The sequence below is a fragment of the Methylophilus sp. 42 genome, from assembly GCF_000384155.1.
Taxonomy (GTDB): domain Bacteria; phylum Pseudomonadota; class Gammaproteobacteria; order Burkholderiales; family Methylophilaceae; genus Methylophilus.
Genome location: NZ_KB913031.1, coordinates 230044 through 248254, shown reverse-complemented (window position 1 = coordinate 248254; position 18211 = coordinate 230044). Strand labels below are relative to the sequence as shown.

16 protein-coding genes are annotated in these 18211 nt (G+C 51.1%); 2 read left to right on the top strand and 14 right to left on the bottom strand.

Annotation, left to right across the window (positions count from 1 at the left end):
* Positions 1-53: 53 nt before the first annotated feature.
* The 3 genes from MET42_RS0101135 to MET42_RS0101125 are packed head-to-tail and all read right to left on the bottom strand — an operon-like array spanning position 54 to position 3558.
* Positions 54-2516, bottom strand: coding sequence for an EAL domain-containing protein (locus tag MET42_RS0101135; protein WP_019880849.1), 2463 nt, complete (start codon positions 2514-2516; stop codon positions 54-56).
* Positions 2517-2528: 12 nt separating this feature from the next.
* Positions 2529-3080 carry a methylamine utilization protein gene (locus MET42_RS0101130; RefSeq protein WP_232411208.1) on the bottom strand — a complete coding sequence of 184 codons (552 nt, stop codon included), beginning with the start codon at positions 3078-3080 and terminating at the stop codon, positions 2529-2531.
* A gap of 58 nt (positions 3081-3138) precedes the next feature.
* Entirely contained in the window at positions 3139-3558 is a 420-nt protein-coding gene (locus MET42_RS0101125) for a group 1 truncated hemoglobin (RefSeq protein ID WP_019880847.1), read from the bottom strand.
* Positions 3559-3745: 187 nt separating this feature from the next.
* Between MET42_RS0101125 and MET42_RS0101120 the strand changes: the two genes are divergently transcribed.
* Positions 3746-4588 (top strand): DUF3034 family protein, encoded by an 843-nt coding sequence (locus MET42_RS0101120; protein ID WP_019880846.1) that lies wholly within the window; start codon positions 3746-3748, stop codon positions 4586-4588.
* A 65-nt stretch (positions 4589-4653) separates the two neighbouring features.
* On the opposite strand, the gene pqqA is transcribed toward MET42_RS0101120, so the two are convergent.
* From pqqA to MET42_RS0101080, 9 genes are all read right to left on the bottom strand, one after another.
* Positions 4654-4725 carry a pyrroloquinoline quinone precursor peptide PqqA gene (gene pqqA / locus MET42_RS14515; RefSeq protein ID WP_081624291.1) on the bottom strand — a complete coding sequence of 24 codons (72 nt, stop codon included), beginning with the start codon at positions 4723-4725 and terminating at the stop codon, positions 4654-4656.
* 140 nt (positions 4726-4865) lie between these two features.
* Positions 4866-7085 (bottom strand): lipopolysaccharide kinase InaA family protein, encoded by a 2220-nt coding sequence (locus tag MET42_RS0101115; RefSeq protein WP_019880845.1) that lies wholly within the window; start codon positions 7083-7085, stop codon positions 4866-4868.
* A gap of 27 nt (positions 7086-7112) precedes the next feature.
* Positions 7113-9101 (bottom strand): LTA synthase family protein, encoded by a 1989-nt coding sequence (locus MET42_RS0101110; protein ID WP_019880844.1) that lies wholly within the window; start codon positions 9099-9101, stop codon positions 7113-7115.
* A 73-nt stretch (positions 9102-9174) separates the two neighbouring features.
* Positions 9175-9552 carry a hypothetical protein gene (locus tag MET42_RS0101105; protein WP_019880843.1) on the bottom strand — a complete coding sequence of 126 codons (378 nt, stop codon included), beginning with the start codon at positions 9550-9552 and terminating at the stop codon, positions 9175-9177.
* Between the two features lie 118 nt (positions 9553-9670).
* The gene (locus MET42_RS0101100; RefSeq protein ID WP_019880841.1) at positions 9671-10048 is read right to left on the bottom strand and encodes a hypothetical protein; all 378 of its coding nucleotides are present in this window, start codon (positions 10046-10048) and stop codon (positions 9671-9673) included.
* 79 nt (positions 10049-10127) lie between these two features.
* On the bottom strand, positions 10128-11732 hold the full coding sequence (locus MET42_RS0101095) for a hypothetical protein (RefSeq protein ID WP_019880840.1): 1605 nt from the start codon (positions 11730-11732) through the stop codon (positions 10128-10130).
* A 2-nt stretch (positions 11733-11734) separates the two neighbouring features.
* On the bottom strand, positions 11735-13057 hold the full coding sequence (locus MET42_RS0101090) for an MFS transporter (protein WP_019880839.1): 1323 nt from the start codon (positions 13055-13057) through the stop codon (positions 11735-11737).
* Complete coding sequence (aas, locus tag MET42_RS0101085) at positions 13054-15189, bottom strand: bifunctional acyl-ACP--phospholipid O-acyltransferase/long-chain-fatty-acid--ACP ligase (protein WP_029512285.1); 2136 nt, start codon at positions 15187-15189, stop codon at positions 13054-13056. Before aas ends, MET42_RS0101090 begins: the two co-directional genes overlap by 4 nt.
* A gap of 24 nt (positions 15190-15213) precedes the next feature.
* On the bottom strand, positions 15214-15519 hold the full coding sequence (locus MET42_RS0101080; protein ID WP_019880837.1) for a helix-turn-helix transcriptional regulator: 306 nt from the start codon (positions 15517-15519) through the stop codon (positions 15214-15216).
* Positions 15520-15672: 153 nt separating this feature from the next.
* Here MET42_RS0101080 and MET42_RS0101075 point away from each other — a divergent pair, with 153 nt between their 5' ends.
* Positions 15673-16338 carry a PEP-CTERM sorting domain-containing protein gene (locus tag MET42_RS0101075; protein WP_019880836.1) on the top strand — a complete coding sequence of 222 codons (666 nt, stop codon included), beginning with the start codon at positions 15673-15675 and terminating at the stop codon, positions 16336-16338.
* Here the strand turns inward: MET42_RS0101075 and MET42_RS0101070 are convergent.
* A complete protein-coding gene (locus tag MET42_RS0101070) occupies positions 16335-17102 on the bottom strand; it encodes a uroporphyrinogen-III synthase (protein ID WP_019880835.1) in 768 nt (255 codons plus the stop codon). The genes MET42_RS0101075 and MET42_RS0101070 overlap by 4 nt on opposite strands.
* Positions 17099-18043, bottom strand: coding sequence for a hydroxymethylbilane synthase (gene hemC, locus MET42_RS0101065; RefSeq protein WP_198289759.1), 945 nt, complete (start codon positions 18041-18043; stop codon positions 17099-17101). Before hemC ends, MET42_RS0101070 begins: the two co-directional genes overlap by 4 nt.
* Between the last annotated feature and the right edge of the window lie 168 nt (positions 18044-18211).

The window sequence follows — 18211 nt, the reverse complement described above, 5'->3', positions numbered from 1 at the left end:
CCAGGCATAAAAAAGCCCCACTATGCAGTGAGGCTCTTGCCGGCAAACCAAGTTTATTCGCCGAGATTATCCAGCTTGAAAGGGTCTTGTGCTTGCGGGTCAATCTCCAGCGGATTAATGTCGTAGGATAAGTCATCGCCGATATCAATGTCGATCTCGTTTTGGCCTTCCCAGCGCTCCAGCCAGATGGAAAAGTCTTTTTCCGGCATCGGCTTGCCAATAAAGTAACCCTGGCCTTCGTTACACCCCAATTTGGCTAATTGGTTGAGTACAAACTCGTTTTCTATGCCCTCCGCCACCACAATCAACCCCATGTTGTGCGCCAGGTCTATGGTCGATTTCACAATGCTGGCATCGCCGCTATTTTTGTCCATAAACATGACAAATGAGCGGTCAATTTTAAGCTCTTGCACCGGCAATTGCCGTAAATATGCCAGTGATGAATAACCGGTACCGAAGTCATCAATCGACAGATGCAAGCCCATCGCAGCCAGTTTTTTCACCACCACTTCAGCACGTTCAGGGTCTTGCATCAAACTGCCTTCGGTGATTTCCAGCTTCAGCGACTTGGCATCCAGGCCATGCGACGACAATAAATGACCAATCTGCTCCGGCAGCTCCATATTGTTCAGGTCGCGCGTGGACAAGTTAACCGCCAGCGTGATGTGCAAGCCTTGTTTCTTAAAGCCAGCCAGCACCTGGCAAGCACGTAACAGCATCCAGTTGGTAATGTCACTAATGACACCGGTTTGTTCGGCAAACGGGATAAACTGGTCCGGGAAGATCATGCCTTTTTCAGGATGCACCCAGCGTATCAGCGCCTCGCCGCCTAATGCCCGGCGCGTCGTCACATCAATTTTGGGCTGGATATACAGCAATAACTGGTCATGCTGTATGGCTTCTTTCAAGTCAGAAATCAGGGTCAAGGTTTCTGACTGATCAATTTCCAGCGCAGTGTTGTAGACAATCCATGGCGATTTTTTGGCTCTGGACTCCTGCAAAGCCGTTTCCGCATGGTTCAGCAAGGACTCTTCGTCCAGTCCGTGATCTGGATACAAGGCAATGCCGATGCCAGTACGCACATCTATCGCCTGGCCTTGCACGCTGACCGGTCGCTCAAACACCTGCTGAATCTTGTCTGCATAACGCGTGGCCTTGGCCTGGTCTGTTTGTTGCAACAGCACAGCAAATTCGTCCGCGTCCAGCCGTGCCACCATATCTTGATCACTCAACACGTTTTGCTTTAACACCTGGCCAACATGCCGCAGCAAATCATCACCAAAATCGCGCCCCAGCGTTTGATTAATGGGTTTAAAGCGATGGATATTAATCACGATGACACTCAACTTTTGCTGACTGTCAGCATGTGTCATGATGGCCTGATGCACGCCCTGGTTAAATGCCAGGCGGTTAGAAAGGCCCGTGAGCTCGTCGTTAAATGCCAGGCGCTGGATGCGCAAGGAGCGTTGCAACACTGCTTCGCGCATGCTGTTAAGCGCTTTTGCCAGATGACCGACTTCATCGGTGCTATTGACCTGAATTTCTTTTTCGTAATCGCCCATGGCAATGTTATCGGCATCGTTGACCAGGGCCGCAATCGGCTCAGTCGTTTTACGCGACACATACCAAATCAGCGCGGCAAAAATCAACACGCCAATAAACGTTAATAACACCATCACCTTGAACAGCGTATTCAAATCCTGGGTGAAAGGCTCAACAGAGCCTTGCAACACCACCAGTAAGGCATCGTCTTTGGTTTCATGCAGCGAGCGGATTTTTAAATGATAGGCCTGGCCGTTGAGATCCACACTGTGTAATGACAGTTTCTGGCGATAAATATCGGCAACGGTTTTCACCAGTAAGTTAGACAGCTCGCGGGTGGAGGTGCTACTCACCAGTTGCCAGTCACGTTGATGTGTTTTCTGGACAAAAGTGACGTCGAGATGCGTCAATTGCTTGATCTGGTCGGCCAAGCGGCCATCCACGGCAAAGCCCATGACAATCCAGCCAATGGTCTCCGGCGCTTTCACTGGCACCGTAATCAACTGGTACGGCTTGCCTTCGATAATATCGAACTTCAGCGTACCACTTTGGTTTTCGAGCATTGCCTGCCGGGCATCTTCTTTGGCATTTGATCCAAACAGGGCCTGCTCATTATCCGTGGTGCCAATCACCAGATTATCGTTATTGCTGATGTAGTAGGCAATCTGCGCACGAATGCGCCCTTGATAACTCTCCAGCGCAGACTCAATGGTCTCGGCATCATTGGTTGCGACGGCTTCCCTAAAAGCAAAGTCAGCCGCCAGCACCTGTGTCGCCTGCTTCAGGCTTTGCGTGTTATGTTGCAACAAGCTCACAAATACGCGCTCACCGACATTGATCTGCTCTGCAGCCAGCGTATCGGCATGCTTACTCAGCGCATATTTAAGCGGAAGCAGCCCGGCCAGCTGAATGGCAACCACCACTGTCAGAAATGTGAAAGCGATGCGCGAGCGGATATGTTTGAACTTGATCATGCAGTGTGATTGTTATGGGAGGGTGATCTTGACTTCGGTCGCACCCTCTATGGTTATCTTTTGTTCTACGCCAGGTTTGTTCTGGCCCGGCAGCCAGGCCTGGTAACTGTACTGCCCGTCATTCAACTTGAGGACAGCTTTGCCTTTGTCGTCTGTTTTGGCAAAAAATGGCGTATCCACGACATAGATGTACCCTACCATAGAATCGTGAATGTTGCATCCCAAGGTCACCACCCCGGCCTGCTCAAACGGTACCGGATTAGTGGGCACACCTGCATAGAGTTTCAATTCAAATTTTTTGGCGGGTGAAAAAGAATACACATGATGGCGGACGGTATCTTCATTAGGAAAATTAATGCTGGTCCCGGTTTGCACGATAGTCACTTTGGGATTGAACATCTTGTTCTTTTGTACAATCTTTCCGGCCGCATTCGGGTTGATAGCGGGTGTCTTGCCATCATAAAAAGCCACCACCGCATCAGCCACCGGCTTACCACCGGCGTCACTTACCAGCAGGGTGACTTCCGACGCCAACGCCGATTGGCACATGGCTATCAACAGCATAGCTGCACATCCAAGCCGAAACATCACGCGCAACATCCACATTCCTTATATCAGGTGATTAATTGGTCACAACATCGCGCTTCATGGGCGCCAGTATTTTCAACAATTCGTTTTTCTCTTTGGTACCGACCCCGTTTACATCCAACCGTTCGCGCAACACCTCTACCATCAGCTCAAATTCGGCAGTAGTGATATGCAGGTCCGCATGTGAGTTCTTCATGGTTTCACCTTCATAAACGCATTCACCACCGGTTTTCACGCACAAAAAATTGGTCAGGCTTTCTTTGAGTGCTTTCATTTTAACGTCCTTAAACGAACGGCTGGTGCGCGGGTCTTTACTGACAATGTCCAGCGTCTGGTTGGAAATTCTGCTCAACATGGGCAAGCCACCAATACGTTCAAACAAACTCGCCTCTGGCTTGGGTTGCGCGATACAACCGCATACAAACAAGGCAATTGCCAAAACATAAAAACGCATTCCATTCTCCATTCCTTGGGTCGACTATCGCATACTACGTGAGCAACCCTCCTGATGAAGCGTCAATCAACCAGCTTAATGCGGCTTTTTTTGGGCAATTGTTCTTATCGTGAAAATGAAACAATGCGATAACTAAAGTACCCACAATATTTTTATGCGACTATTTACATCAAATTTGTCACGGCTGATGACGGTGTTTGCCTTGGCCACACCTGCGCTTGTTACGCACGCGGGAGACCGCCTGTTAGCCACGGGCGGTGTCACCCAGATTGAAGGTGCCGCAGGCGGCGGCCTGATGCCATGGGCGGTGATCAGCGGCTACGGCACGGATAAGCAAATCGGTGGCTCACTGTTTTATACCCATGCTGAAACGCGGGGTGACTTCAAGCTTGATACCACAGGTGTTTCGCTGGGGTTCTTTAATCGCGTCGAAGTCAGCGCCAGCCAGGCACGTTTTGGCCTGAGTGATACGGTGCCAGGGGAGCAGATCCGCTTGAATACGCTAGGCATCAAACTGCGTGTATTGGGCGATGCTGTTTACGAACAGGATAGCTGGCTACCGCAGATATCCGTCGGCGCCCAGTATAAATATAATGAAGACTTTAACTTTGTGCCTAAAACGCTACTTGGCGCTAAAGACCGCAGCGGGGTAGATTATTATGTGGCTACCAGCAAGTTATTTTTAGGCGCAATTAATGGCTACAACCTGTTGCTCAACGCTAACCTGCATGCCACCAAGGCTAACCAGTTTGGCATTTTGGGCTTTGGCGGTGACAAGCATGATAGCTACCGTATTCTGCCAGCCGTATCCGCGGCAGTCATGCTGTCAGATAATTGGCTGATTGGTACAGAGTTTCGTGATAAGCCGAATAACCTATCAGCCTATAAAGAAAACAGTGCGCACGATATTTTCATGACCTGGTTCCCGCACCGCAATGTGTCAATTACCGGCGCCTATATCGACCTTGGCCGCATTGCCAACAAAGACAATCAAACCGGTTGGTATATCTCCGGCCAGATCAATTACTAAACTAAAAAGCACCGCAGCAAATAAAAACGGGCGCCTAAGCGCCCGTTCATGCCATTAAGAACAAATTATTTGTTCATAACGTACATAGTTACTTCGAAGCCGAAACGCATTTCGGTAGCAGCTGGTTTAGTCCACATAGTCATTTCTCCTTGATCCTGATTTCGTTCTAGCGATTGCTATCAACGTGTGACCATATTAAAACTGCCCGGCGCGCTTGTCGTGATTAAACTACGCAACTTACATTCATGATTTTCATGAGTGTGGCCTGATATAAGCCTTAAGCAAAGCGGGATTTGATATAGCGCAATAGCTTGCGTATGCCTTTGCGGCCGATGGTTTTCTTCAGAGAAACTTTGAAATCGTATAGATAAAACGGCCACAAAAACTGCCAGCCCAAACGGCGCCCGGTCATGCCAAGATACATTTGCAGGAATTGTTTGCGGCCGTCCCAGTGCAGCTTATGTAGCGCCCGCGTTAAGTCTGCCAGGCGTTGCTTGATCATGATGGCGGTCGCGCTTGCATGCAGGCGCGCGGTATCAATTAACACAAAGTGTAATGCGCCATCGCTCTGCCGCTGTACCAGAATGTTACCGCCAGAAAAGTCGCGGAAATAAATTCCCGAACTATGCATATGCAAGCAGAAACGGGCGAACGCATGATACAAGGTCTCTGCAGCAACGCCTTCAAAATGGCTGTCGCCGTTTTTAAATGCCAGAAAAGCTTTTGAAATGGCAAACTCATGCGGCACATAGACTGAAATAAAAAAATTCCGTTTCAAGGTCGGGTCATTGGCATGCTCAAAGTAAGCCAGTGGCATCGCAGTCCCCACACCACGCCGTAGCAACTCCATAGCGCCGTTCCAGCTACGTTTGGCCTTGCTGGGTTTATATCTATCCAGCAAGGTTTTGTGCCAATACATGCGCACCGGTTTTTTGACGGTCACTTGTTGCGCAGTGTCTCGCGGATCCGGTAATGACCAGATCGCGTTTCTGGCATGACGCAAGGCAGCCTCTTTGGCCGGAGGAGACAAGGTTTCTGGATGCCAGGCCCGCCACAATTGCTGTGCCTCTTCGGCATTGACGGCCAAAATCATGCCACGCCAGTCGCCTTCCTGAATCGGGAAATACTGCTGGCCGGCAATATGGGCGTGAATCACGGTTCCACTCAATACGGGTCGCGTCGTGCGTAATACGATCTGCTCGGCTTGTGGCCAGACCAGGTACACTGGCGACTCCGTCAACAATGGCATCCCGAGCACCAACTCGCCATCCCGGTTGAAAATCTGTGCTTGCTGCAGGCTGTGCGGCGAATAAACCTGATCCAGCAAGGCGCATTGACCATTCACTGTCCAGGCAATATGTACTGCATATCCCCGCTGTTGCAAATGATGAATTTCCAGGCCCTCGCCGGTGCTGACCGGGGCAATATATTGCGCACCATTCAACCAGTGACTGACCATCTTGAACGCAGCAAAACCAGGGGTTTGCTGATAATCAGCGCACTCCCCATCTGCCGACTTGTAATAAGCCACACGCTCCAGCGCCGGATATTCGGCATCCGTGAGGCCATCGTCAATCAAGCCCTCGCGGTGACAGATAAACGCCCCCCAGTTAGCATGCCGCAGCGCACCTGAGGCAGCCAACAGAGTGAAATAACGTGTGACATAATCCGCCTGCTTTTGCGCACCATCCGGGAAACGGCGCTTGATACGAAAAATCGCCCAGAATGCGACTGGAGAAACCAGTGTTGGCACACCTAGATCGTCACCAATTTTTTGTAGCAGTTTGGCTTTCTTGATCAGGTTGAATTTGAAACTGCGTGTCCATTTATGTTTCAGAATACGAAAATCTGCCAACTCAGGCTCAACCACCCGTTCCACAAACAGATTATTGCTATGCACATCCGGCAGGCGGCGGTCCTGACCCAGTGTTTTCAGCAAGCTGATATTGTATAGAGGCTCAAAATCCTGGATATTGGGACCAACCACGACCACTTGATGCGCTCTGGCCAGGTCATAAGCAATTTGCCAGGCCAGCATAAAACCCGGCATATCGTAACCCGCCCATTTCTTGCGATTGACGGTATTACCAATTTCCAGTGCCGCAATCTCAGTTGCATAGGCTTGCAGTAACTCGCTGACGAAGCGTGCCCACTCAGCCTGTACTGCGCTTGAACGCATATTTCTGGCGGCCTCGTAAGGTTGCACCACATGCAAAGTGACACGCACTCCCGCCGCCAGCAATCGACGTAAAAAGCGTTCTTGATCATGACGTGCATCATCGTCACTGATATCCAGCCGCACGCGCTTAACGCCCAAGGTCTGTAGTTGCTCCAGGACATAATCGTCTGTAACCGGATCGGCATTACTGGCGACACACAGGCCAATAAAGTCATCAGGAATGGCATGGTTTAAAACCGGCAAATGACTATTTTTAAGCCAAAAACCACCGCTCGCAATATACTTGAGCCCATCAACAATGACTTGACGGGTCAACATGGAAGGCTGCTTTTTCAAATTGGCGTCCTACTCCGGCAAGCGATAACGCTGCTCTTTATATAACAACGCAGGTAATAAGGCATTGGCCAGTGCGCGCTCTGCCAGGACATTGGCATCTACGGGCGCTGCGGTATTTTGCAGTTGCTTGCTCACTGGATCGTAATGCCCAAACGCAGCAGGCTTGCCTTCACGCAACACCACCACCTCATTTTCTGCAACCGTTTGTCCAATTTGCTGCATCCAGCCATAGTTGTAGTTGTATTGCATCATGGCACGGCCACGATAGTCAGCACTTACATTTGATAAATCGTGCCCGGTCATTGGATGCTGTGCCTCAATACCCATCAAAGACAATACCGTGACCGGCAAATCGATCTGGCTGGCAATCGCATCCACCGTTTTGGGCTGTACCGCACCGCCCAAAATCAGGGCCGGGATATGGAAGTGCTCAATGGGCACCAGCGAATCCCCCCGTACACGGATATCATGATCGGCCACGATCAGAAATACCGTGTCTTGCCAGTAAGGACTGGCTTTGGCCTTTTTAATAAATTCACCAATCGCATAATCAGCATATTTCACGGCATTATTGTCAGTCGCTTTCGGTTGCTCATACAACTCAATGCGACCATCAGGGAACTCAAATGGCGCGTGATTTGAAGAGCTGAATGCCAAAGTAAAAAATGGCTTACCGCTGGCATGATGTGCCATGAGCTGCTCGTGGGTTTTATTCAGCAAGTCTTCATCTGACGCGCCCCAGCTGGCGACAAATGCCGGGTTCTTGAAATCCGGCTGGTCAGTGATTTGCTGAAAACCATTGCCCATAAAAAAACTGCGCATATTGTCAAAATGCGATTCACCGCCATAGATGAACTCGGTTAAATAGCCTTGTTTAGACAGTAAATCCGCCAAGGTAAAAAAGTTTTTCTGGCTTAAACCCAATTTGACCGTGCTATCGGATGGCGTGGGCTGAAAACCCGTGACCACAGCCTCAATCCCCCGCACCGAGCGAGTACCGGTGGCATACAAATGCGTAAACCAGATACCTTCAGATTTGAGTTTTTCCAGATTAGGCGTCACCGGCTTGCCGCCGAGTGACTCGACGAAACCCGCACCCAGGCTTTCTTGCAACAAAATCACCAGATTCAGTGGCTTGTCGCGTTTTGCTGTTGGCAGCAGTGTGGTCAAGGTAGGGATATCGGCTTCTTGCGCGCCCGTGATCGCCAACACTTTCTCTCGCGGCAGCTTGCCATAGATCTCGCTAGACTTCGCCTCATGCTGCAAGCTATAAGCCGCATAAAACACCGAATAAGTAGAATTGAGCACCAGGCTATTGACCATACTGTCTTGCGTAATCGCAAATAGCGCCGGGTTGGCAGGTCTATGCGTGAGTGTCGAGCGAATCGCAAATACCGTCAGCACCAGTACTAACGGCCATACCAGCCACACCGCTGGACTAGCCCACTTCACCTCGGCCTTGCGCCAGGGTTTAAGCAATTTGGCCACAGCGGCAAAAGCAATGATCGTCATCAACAGGCCAAATATTAGTTCAGTCTTAAAGCCCTGCCACAACATGCCAAAGACTTCATGCGGATATTTCAGGTATTCGACAAAAATACGGTTAGGCCGCACATCATATTCGAGAATAAAGCCAGGCGTGGCGGCTTCGAGAAACACCAGCAATACCAATGATAGCAATACCCACCAGTAGGTGAATCCGCGCCATACCTTGAATAGTTTGCGTGTGGCCAATATGGGTGAGAGCAATACAGGAATGATGGCCAGCAAACCCAGCTGGATCACATCGACGCGTACGCCTTGCAGCAGAATCTGGCACAGCTCGCCAGTGGCCTGCACGCGCTCCCACTTCCAGGCCACCAGGCCCAGACGCGTGAGTGAAAGCAATACCAGCCCACTGATAAACATGACAATGAGCGGCGCATATGGGCCAAACCAATGGCCGATTGCCCAGAGTTTTGAAGAAGAACGTGGTTTGCCGAAATAACTGGATTGCATGTTTGCTTAATCAGATGGGATTCAAGCGTGTGATTATAACGGGTTATTCGCGATTGTTCGCGCAGGGCCTAAGCTACTCGGGCAAAACAGACTTCTTGCGCAAGTCGAGATACACCGCTGACAACAATCCTACCGGAATCACAAACCCGACCAGCAGCGGTACCAGGTCAACCAGCATATCGACAATACCGGTCTGGCTGGTCAATAAACTCCATGCCTTTGCCAGTAGAGGAATCACTGTAAACAATAAAGTGGGGATTAAAAACCAGATCGTACTGGTCGCCCCGCGCTTCGCCAAACGTGCACATAGATAAGACACCACAGCCACAATCACCGCCGCCCCTGCGCCCCACACGGCGCCTGCCACAATGGTGATCCAGCTACCTACCTGGTAGAGCAATAAACAAATGATCGCGGTCAAAATCAGTTTCCGTTGGCTAGCCAATGACATAAAGCGCTTCTTTTGATTGAGTTAAAGCTAAGACAGGCTTTCATTATAAAGGTGCAGACGATGCCATGGCATTGCAGAAAAATGGGATTGCCCAAGCAATCCCGTGATACCCGCCACCTTAATTGGTCGTCGCTGGCGGTGCTGCTTCATATTCTGTCGGTTGCACAGGATTGCCGTGCGTCGTCCCGGCTTTTTCGTCTTTATTCCTCAGTACTTTGTTTTTGTGCCTTTTCATGGGTCGATCGGCCGAGCCCTTGTCCGTGCGTTGGGCCTGGTCTTTAATCTGAGGGCTCTCCGAATTACCCAGGTTGCTAGCATCATTAGGCACTCCATCTTGACTGCTACCAATAGGCCCTTTGTCTGTCCGGCTTTGCTGCCGGTCGACTTGCGGGCTTTTAGACGTTCCCAATGTTGCACCGTCATCTTTGCTTTCAGCCGCATAAGAAGACGTGATTGAAATCACAGAAACCAATAATGCAATCAGTAATTTGTTCATTGTTTGTCCTTAAATAAAAAATGTGGTTTGGCATTTTTATTTAAAAGGGAATCATGAATCCTGCTTATCCGTGCTTTGCTTATTTTGCTGTAGGAAGAGCGCGCCTTAGCAAGTGCCTCAGTCCTTTCAGCAATACCCAGGCGAGACCAATCACACTGATTAAAAACAGAATCGCCGGTATCGGCAATAATGCAGGCGTCTCTGGCTGGTGCGCCAGCCCCTCTTTTAACGGCTCAGGCAAGGGGTTTGGCGTGACCGGGATAATTTGCCACTGGTTTCTGTCCGCCGGGGCTTGTTGCAAGTATTGTGCAAAGCTATACACAGGTGCCAACCCATATGCCCGACTGGATGGAATTTGCGGGATACGTACAAAATAAATAGCTTCAAGCTGCCCTGGCATAGCTTGCATAGCACCAGAGCTCAAAGTTGATTGATTGCCCGTTTGGGCGATTTTAAGCAAATCGTTGCCTATCGCATCAAACGCCACGGCTGGAAACAGCCTGGTCATTTCTGTGTTGAGATAATCATAAATGGCACGGCCTTTTTGCAAGCTGCGCTCAGTCGCCGCCACATACCAGTAAGCAGCACTGGCTTTGAGCAGGCTTTCGACACCACGTTTTGGCACTTGCCAGCCCAACTGACGCAGCGTATCAATGCTGATGCCAGCGCAGTTTTCCAACGCGTGGTCATAGACAAAGTCGTTGCGGTAAAAATGCTGGAACACCCGGTTATTGAGTGCTTGCACCTGTTTGGGAATCTCCGGCTGACTAAACACTGCCACCAGCATATAAGACGGGCGGTAAAATGCCTGGCCGCTATTGAGGTCGCCCATGTATTTATCAAACGGTGTCACGCCGGCGATAATGCCTTTTTCACTATTGCTGGCCAGGTTGTAATAATTGTTCACCAACCAGGTCGCATACTCACCGTCAGCGCCCACAACGCCAGTGGCCAGCGCAAAATGCCCACCATGCGCTTCGTCGTCATCACCTTGCGCACCATTAAGCAACACTCCCAACGCTGGTTTGCCGGATGATTGTTGCGCTGCGCCGGGTGACTTCTCCCATAGCAAGCGGCTTTGGTAAGGGCTACGTGCGCCGCCATTGGCAAACTGTACCAGTGATTGCAGGCTTTCTCCTGACTGCAAAGGCTGGGTACCAGCAGTGAGATTGAGTTTAAAGGGTTGCGGCCAGACGGTGCGTGCCACCAGCGTTTGCCCTTCCAATTCACCACGGATCGACAGCGGCTTTTGGCTGAGATAGCGGCTGGTTTCGGCATTCCAATAAGAACGATTACTGACGATCTTAGGCACCAATTTAAAACCAAATCGATCCCCTTGTACGCGAGTGACTGCAGTTGCCTCAGCGTTTAAGGTCAGTGCCGACCAGTGCTGACTGGCGCCCGTCCACACCAAGGCGGGCAATGCATCCGGGTTTAATGCCTGCGTATCTTCAACACCACGTTTGCTGGCATCAAAGCTGACCACTGGTGCACCACTTTGCGGCAAGGCAAAAGTTTCATGACGAAAATACCATAAGGCTTGTGGTGACGCCTGGCATTGCTGGCAATCCCCCTCAACCGTTTGAAATTGGTTTTGTGTATATAAGCCCAATTGCTCGCCACCAGGCTCACTACAGGCAAACGACGAGACCAAACCTAACCCCACGCCCACGATACGACGCATGCTTATCCTCTCAAGCCACGCAGGTAAGCACGCACGGTATGCCAATATTCCGGCTGGCGAAAGCACAGATAAATGGCGACCAGCACATTGACCGCTGCCGTGATGGCAAACAATTGCGGAATACTGATACCCATACCAAACAGCAACACCGAGAAACCAGCCGAAAGCACCATAAACAAAGCATTCATAATATTGTTAGCCGCAATCACGCGTGACTGATAACCCGCTTCAGCGCGGCTTTGCAACAATACATACAATGGCACAATATAGAGGCCACCACTCACGCCAAGCAATGCCACATCGAGCAACATGCGCCAATCATCCACCCCGGCCAGTGCATGCAAAGTCAGTGCTGGATTGGCTAATAACTGTTGCTGAATATTGCTGGCTGTACTGGCAAAATCCCAGGCGAATAATGACATGCCTGCCGCGCCCAGCATGACCAGGCCCAACTCCTGTTTGCCTTTGGAGAGCTTTTCGCACCAGACCGAGCCCACACCCACACCGACCGAGAAAATCGATAACAGGCTAATAAAGTCACGCTCGCTGCCTTGCAACACATTTTTCGCCAGGTTAGGAAACTGTGCCAGCAAGGTCGCACCAAAAAACCAGAACCAGGAGATGGCGACAATCGCCACCCACAACGTTTGCTGCGCCCAAAACGTGCGCACATTTTTGATGGTTTCGGTGATCGGGTTCCAGTTAATGGTGATTGCAGGCACAGGGGCCGGTGACAACGGAATGCCGCGGCTCAAGTGATAGCCAGAGATGGCTATCAGCAACACACTCAAACTGGTAAACAAGGCATGCTGCTCCAGACTACCTAACCAGGCGCCCAATACCTGCCCCAGCAAAATAGCCACGAAGCTACCCATTTCAACCAGGCCATTACCAGCAGTAAGCTCCGTAGGCTGTAAATGCTGCGGTAAATAAGAGTATTTCACCGGGCCAAATAAAGTGGAATGCACACCCATTAAAAACAGTGCCAGCGCCAGCATCAACAAGCTGCGACTTAAAAAGCCGATACTGGCAAACAGCATGATACAAATCTCCAGCACCTTCACCAGCCGGATAATCTGTGACTTTTCATATTTGTCCGCCAATTGCCCGGCCGAGGCTGAGAACAGGAAAAACGGTAAAATAAACAGGCCAGGCAACAAAGTGGCCAATGTTGCGCCATCTAATGTGGTCAGGCTGGACGTGTTAAAAGCCACCTGGGTAATCAATGCGGTTTTAAATACATTGTCATTAAACGCACCTAACCCTTGTGTCCAGAAAAAGGGGCCAAAGCGTTGCTGGCTGAGTAAATTGAATGGATTGGTCATGCTGCTTGCTCCGCCATTTGTTTCAAAGTGACATAATCGGTTTTACCGGTACCCAATACCGGGATGTGCTCAACCACGATCAATTTACGTGCAATGGCAATTTCGGGCGAGCCCAAGTTTTTGGCGACAATTTGCAAGTCTTCGCGCTTCAGTTTGGCATCGGTGGTGAAGAGCACAATGCTTTCGCCACGGCTGGCATCTGCCACGGTAGTGGCTGCATGCTGCTGCTCAGGTGCAGCGGTGTTGGCAATCTTTTCAACGACTTCCAGTGAGACCATCTCACCAGCCACTTTGGCAAAACGCTTCACCCGACCTTTGATATGGATAAAGCCTTCAGCATCCACTTCAACGACATCGCCCGTTTCATACCAGCCATCTTTCGGCGCGACCAGCACGCCCGGGTTGTCGTACAAATAGTAGCCTTGCATGATGTTGTCGCCTTTCACCGTCAGCAAGCCGCCTTTTTCTATGCCAGGCACCGGGCTAAGCTTGTATTGAATCCCAGGAAAGAATTGGCCAACACTGCCGTTGCGGTTGGCCATGGGCGTATTGGCAGCGACCACGGGCGCGCATTCGGTGGTGCCATAACCTTCAAGAATGCGGATGCCAAATTTTTCATGATAAATCTTGCGCACTTCTTCGTTGAGCTTTTCTGCCCCGGCAAACACCACGCGTAACTTATAAAAGTCATACGGGTGCGCATATTTGGCATAGTTGCCCAAAAAGGTGCTGGTGGAGAAAAACACCGTGCACCCTTTGTCGTAAATCACTTCAGGGATCAATTTATATTGCAGTGGTGATGGAAACAGCAACAGCGGGATGCCGTTGAGTAACGGCAGCAGCGCGCCGGTAAAGCCAAAGGCATGAAACAGCGGCAAGGCCATCATGAATTTATCAGCCGGGCTGAAGTCCAGTGTCGCCAGGATCTGGTGCGTGTTGGCCAAGATACTTTTATGGCTATGCACCACACCCTTGGGTTTACCCTCAGAACCAGAGGTAAATAAAATCACCGCCGTATCCTCGGCGGTCACCGGTTCCATTGCTGCGCGCGGGTAAAGCAAGGCGTAACCCATGAGCCAGGCACGGTCCAGCATGCCAAACTGGCCACGCAGATCTTCAAGGTAGACAATATTCAAATCGCTCATTTTGGCGACCGTCTCTTCCAGCTTGGCCGCTTCAATAAACTTGCGCGAACTGATGACCGTGCGGATATTGGCGGCGATGCAGGCATTGCGCATGCCATCCGCACCAGCCGTGTAGTTAAGCATGGCAGGGATTCTTTTAAAAGCGCTCATCCCCAGCACCAGCGCCAACGTGTTGGTGATATTAGGCATCAACACCCCGACCGCTTCGCCAGGCTGGCTCACCTTGGTGGCAATGCGACCCAGCGCCAGGCTACGCTTGAGCACCTCCTGATAGGTGTCCTCAACCTGGTTCATATCCTCGATGATGCGTGTCTTGGCACCGTATTTATCCATGGTGTCGAGAAAAGCTTCAAACAGACTTTTGCTTTGCTGGGTTTTAAACAGCATATGCTGCATGATGCTGCGCATGGCTTCACCAGCAATGCGGCGGCGCTGCTTGGCCGTGAGTGGCGCATGATGCCCATGTTGCTCAATACGGATTTCCGTCGGCGGCAAGATTTTCAGGGTCACGCGTGGTAACAACTTACGCGGATGCACATCCGACAAACGGCCAAAATAAGATTGAGCTGCGCCTTCGACGCGCACCGGCAGGATTTTGACGCCTGTTTTAGCCGCCACAAAACCGGGGCCGTCATACACCTTCATCAAGGCGCCCGTCAGGGTAATCCTGCCTTCAGGAAAGATCACTACGTTTTCGCCCGCATTCAGGCGCTGCACCACTTTCTTCATCGCCAGAGGGCTGGCCGGATCAACAGACAAATGTGGCGTCAGCTTTAACCACCAGCGGAAAAAAATGTTCTTCAACACGCCGGTATGCACGACAAAGGTCGCGCGCTTGGGCAAAAACAAGCCTAGTAACAAACCATCCAGAAAAGACTCATGGTTGGCAATAATCAACAATCTGTCTTCCTGCGGCACATTCTCCAGCCCGGTGACACGCACTCGGAACAACAGACGACACACACCCCTTAATACACTGACCAACATGGTTTGCTCCCGGTTAAATTCTTTTTATATTTCGTCTTTAATATAGTCCAGCACGTTTTGCAGTGCCTGCTGCATGAATGGCTGATTGACCCAAAAATAAACTTCGCGGCCAATCTTTTCACTCTGCAAGGCACCACCACGTTCCAGTACTTTTAAATGATGCGTCACTGCGGTACGACTCAACTGCGAGCCCTCCACAATTTGCAGAATGGTGAGCCGCTCGTTTTTTTCGAACGATAGCAAAATCCGTTGCCGATGGGCATCACCCAATGCAACAAATAGCTCGGAAATGGCATTCCAGGGTTCTGGAACTTGGGTCACTGTTTTCATATAACTAAATAATTAGTTATTTAGTTTGTTTTGTCAAGCACCATCATACAATCCTGTCCTGGCCATGGACTAGTCTGCGCTTCACCAAAGCATCATCCAACGTTGATGCGCGCCCTATTACACTGCAATGCCGCATGTAAAGGAGTGGTTGAGATGTTACGCCTGTCAGTATTGTCCTGTTTGCTTGCCTGCCTGCCGTTGGCGAGTCACGCCAGTGCAGAAATCAGCCTGGCAAGCACGAGTTGCTCCGGCGACCTGTCGCTGTCAGCAGGCAGTGGGATCTCATTAGCCTGTACTGGGAACCTAAGCCTGGATGGTGGGTGGCTCAAGTCTGACAGTCTGATATCACTGTTCGCCGGTGGAGACCTGACACTGAACGACCTCAGCCTGTACGCGCAGGAAATCAGTTTATCAAACCTGACCGGCAACTTGACCATTGGCAGCAACGTACTATTCGACATCACGCACACAGCAGTGCTCACCAGTGGCGCCACGCCCTTAGACATTGGGTCGCCGCGCCCGGTGATTGCGTGGCAGGCATTTAATATAGGCTTGAATTCAAGTGTCGTTTTCAACATGGGAACAGCCAGTTCAAGCGTCATAAACCGTATCACGGGATATAGTCCAAATTTGGCAGGCAGCCTAGTACTCACAACCGCACAAAGCCTGCTATTAGCCAATGCATCGCGCATCACGCCTATTAATAGCGCAGGCATCAATGTGTCTGCGGTACCTGAGCCTGATAGTTATATGATGCTGCTGGCTGGCCTGGGAGTCATGGCTTGCAGACGCAAAACCAAACAAACCTCAAACAATTAGCCAGCGATGGGCGAAAGATGGGTTTGCAGCAGACTGAGCATGGCGACGTCGCCAGACTGGTCTGCGCTGAATGCGGTCAAACCGGATTCACGCGCCTGCTCGGCAATGCGGGCATGATTAACGAATACAGGGGTGGCTTTTAACCAGTCGCCATCACCGGCCAGCGCCAGTAAAAAACGCAAGGCTTCGGTACTAGTGACAACGATGCCATGTAATTGGCCTTGGGCATAAGCTTGTTGCAATCGTTGGGCGCTGCTTTGCGGATTCACGCGGCGATAGCATTCACCAAACACCACTTCAGCGCCGCGCTGCTTCAGGGTATCCGCCAGCAATTCGCGCCCACCGACGCCACGCACAATCAGCACCCGCTGCCCTTGCATGTACTGCAATTCAGGCAGCGCCAGCAAAGCTTCGCTATCAAAGCGCTCACTTGGTGTCAGCACCTCTGCAACACCATAGCTTTGCAAACTGGCAGCGGTGGTTGGGCCGATAGCGGCAAATTTGAGCGATGGCGAAATACCTGCCTGTTGCAGCAAAGGCATGCCATGCTGCACGGCATTTGTACTGATAAACACAGCCCAATCAAACTGGCTGAGTGGCGTGACCGCCGCATGAAACGCGCTCAGATCTTCCAAGCCTTTGATATCAAGCAAGGGAAAAGAAATGACTGCACCGCCTGCACCAATGATCGCCGCAGTGAGCTTGGTGGCTTGCTCGGGTGGACGCGTCACCGCGATATGCACCCCGGCCAAGGAGAGTGTCATTTGACGCCATCCAGCGTCGCCAGGATTTTATCGGCACCGCGTGAGACCAGTTGCAGCGCCAATTGCTGGCCGAGTTTTTCTGCATCTGCCGCATTGCCGGTCACGGTTTCCTTCAGCATCTGCTTGCCATCGACGCTGGCGACAAAGCCTTGCATGGTGATGGTGTCGCCCTGCTTGGTGGCATAAGCGCCCAGTGGCACGGTGCAGCTGCCTGCCAATGCACGGCTAAAGCCACGCTCGGCCAGCACGCACAACTCAGTGTCTTGGTGGTTTAGCGGCGCCAGAATGGCTCTCAAATCAGTGCGTGCAGCATTGATTTCTATGCCTAAGGCACCTTGGCCGACGGCAGGAATACTGTCTGCCGGATCGATAAAACCTTTGATGCGGTCACCTAACTCCAGGCGGATCAGCCCGGCTGCCGCCAGAATAATCGCCGCATATTGGCCTTCATCCAGTTTACGTAAGCGGGTTTGCACATTGCCACGCAAAGATTCGATTTTGAGCGTAGGGAAACGCGCCTGTATCTGGCTTTGACGGCGCAAACTGGAAGTACCAACCACGCTGCCCTCAGGCAGCTCTTCAAGGCTGGCATAGTCGTTAGAGACAAACGCATCGCGCGGATCTTCACGCTCACCGGTGGCGGTCAGCACAAAGCCCTCGGGCAAATGCATGGGCACATCTTTCATACTGTGCACGGCCAAATCTGCGCGGCCATCAGCCAGTGCATTTTCAAGCTCCTTGACGAATAAACCTTTGCCACCAATACGCGACAACGGGGAATCCAGAATCTGGTCACCAGTGGTGGTCATGCCTAAAATGCTGACTTCACATTGTGGATATAAGGCCTGTAACCTGGCCTGGATATGCTTGGCCTGCCACATGGCGAGTGCGCTTTCGCGCGAGGCAATGACTAGCTTGGCTGGAGGATTAAATGTACTCACAACGATGTTACCTATGATGGATTTAGCGCGCTATTTTAACACGGCATCGGCAGACTTCTGCGCCCCTTACGTGCCAGGCTAAGACGCACCTTTACATGAACCTTTTGTTCGCCAAGGCAGTCGGATTGAGTTATGCTGATGCCTGCATAGCAACCCGAAGTGGCTAGA

Coding starts and splice junctions, on each gene's coding strand:
- MET42_RS0101135 (WP_019880849.1), bottom strand. CDS start 2,516: ATGATCAAGTTCAAACATATCCGCTCGCGCATCGCTTTCACATTTCTG.
- MET42_RS0101130 (WP_232411208.1), bottom strand. CDS start 3,080: ATGCTGTTGATAGCCATGTGCCAATCGGCGTTGGCGTCGGAAGTCACC.
- MET42_RS0101125 (WP_019880847.1), bottom strand. CDS start 3,558: ATGCGTTTTTATGTTTTGGCAATTGCCTTGTTTGTATGCGGTTGTATC.
- MET42_RS0101120 (WP_019880846.1), top strand. CDS start 3,746: ATGACGGTGTTTGCCTTGGCCACACCTGCGCTTGTTACGCACGCGGGA.
- MET42_RS0101115 (WP_019880845.1), bottom strand. CDS start 7,085: ATGTTGACCCGTCAAGTCATTGTTGATGGGCTCAAGTATATTGCGAGC.
- MET42_RS0101110 (WP_019880844.1), bottom strand. CDS start 9,101: ATGCAATCCAGTTATTTCGGCAAACCACGTTCTTCTTCAAAACTCTGG.
- MET42_RS0101105 (WP_019880843.1), bottom strand. CDS start 9,552: ATGTCATTGGCTAGCCAACGGAAACTGATTTTGACCGCGATCATTTGT.
- MET42_RS0101100 (WP_019880841.1), bottom strand. CDS start 10,048: ATGAACAAATTACTGATTGCATTATTGGTTTCTGTGATTTCAATCACG.
- MET42_RS0101095 (WP_019880840.1), bottom strand. CDS start 11,732: ATGCGTCGTATCGTGGGCGTGGGGTTAGGTTTGGTCTCGTCGTTTGCC.
- MET42_RS0101090 (WP_019880839.1), bottom strand. CDS start 13,057: ATGACCAATCCATTCAATTTACTCAGCCAGCAACGCTTTGGCCCCTTT.
- aas (WP_029512285.1), bottom strand. CDS start 15,189: ATGTTGGTCAGTGTATTAAGGGGTGTGTGTCGTCTGTTGTTCCGAGTG.
- MET42_RS0101080 (WP_019880837.1), bottom strand. CDS start 15,519: ATGAAAACAGTGACCCAAGTTCCAGAACCCTGGAATGCCATTTCCGAG.
- MET42_RS0101075 (WP_019880836.1), top strand. CDS start 15,673: ATGTTACGCCTGTCAGTATTGTCCTGTTTGCTTGCCTGCCTGCCGTTG.
- MET42_RS0101070 (WP_019880835.1), bottom strand. CDS start 17,102: ATGACACTCTCCTTGGCCGGGGTGCATATCGCGGTGACGCGTCCACCC.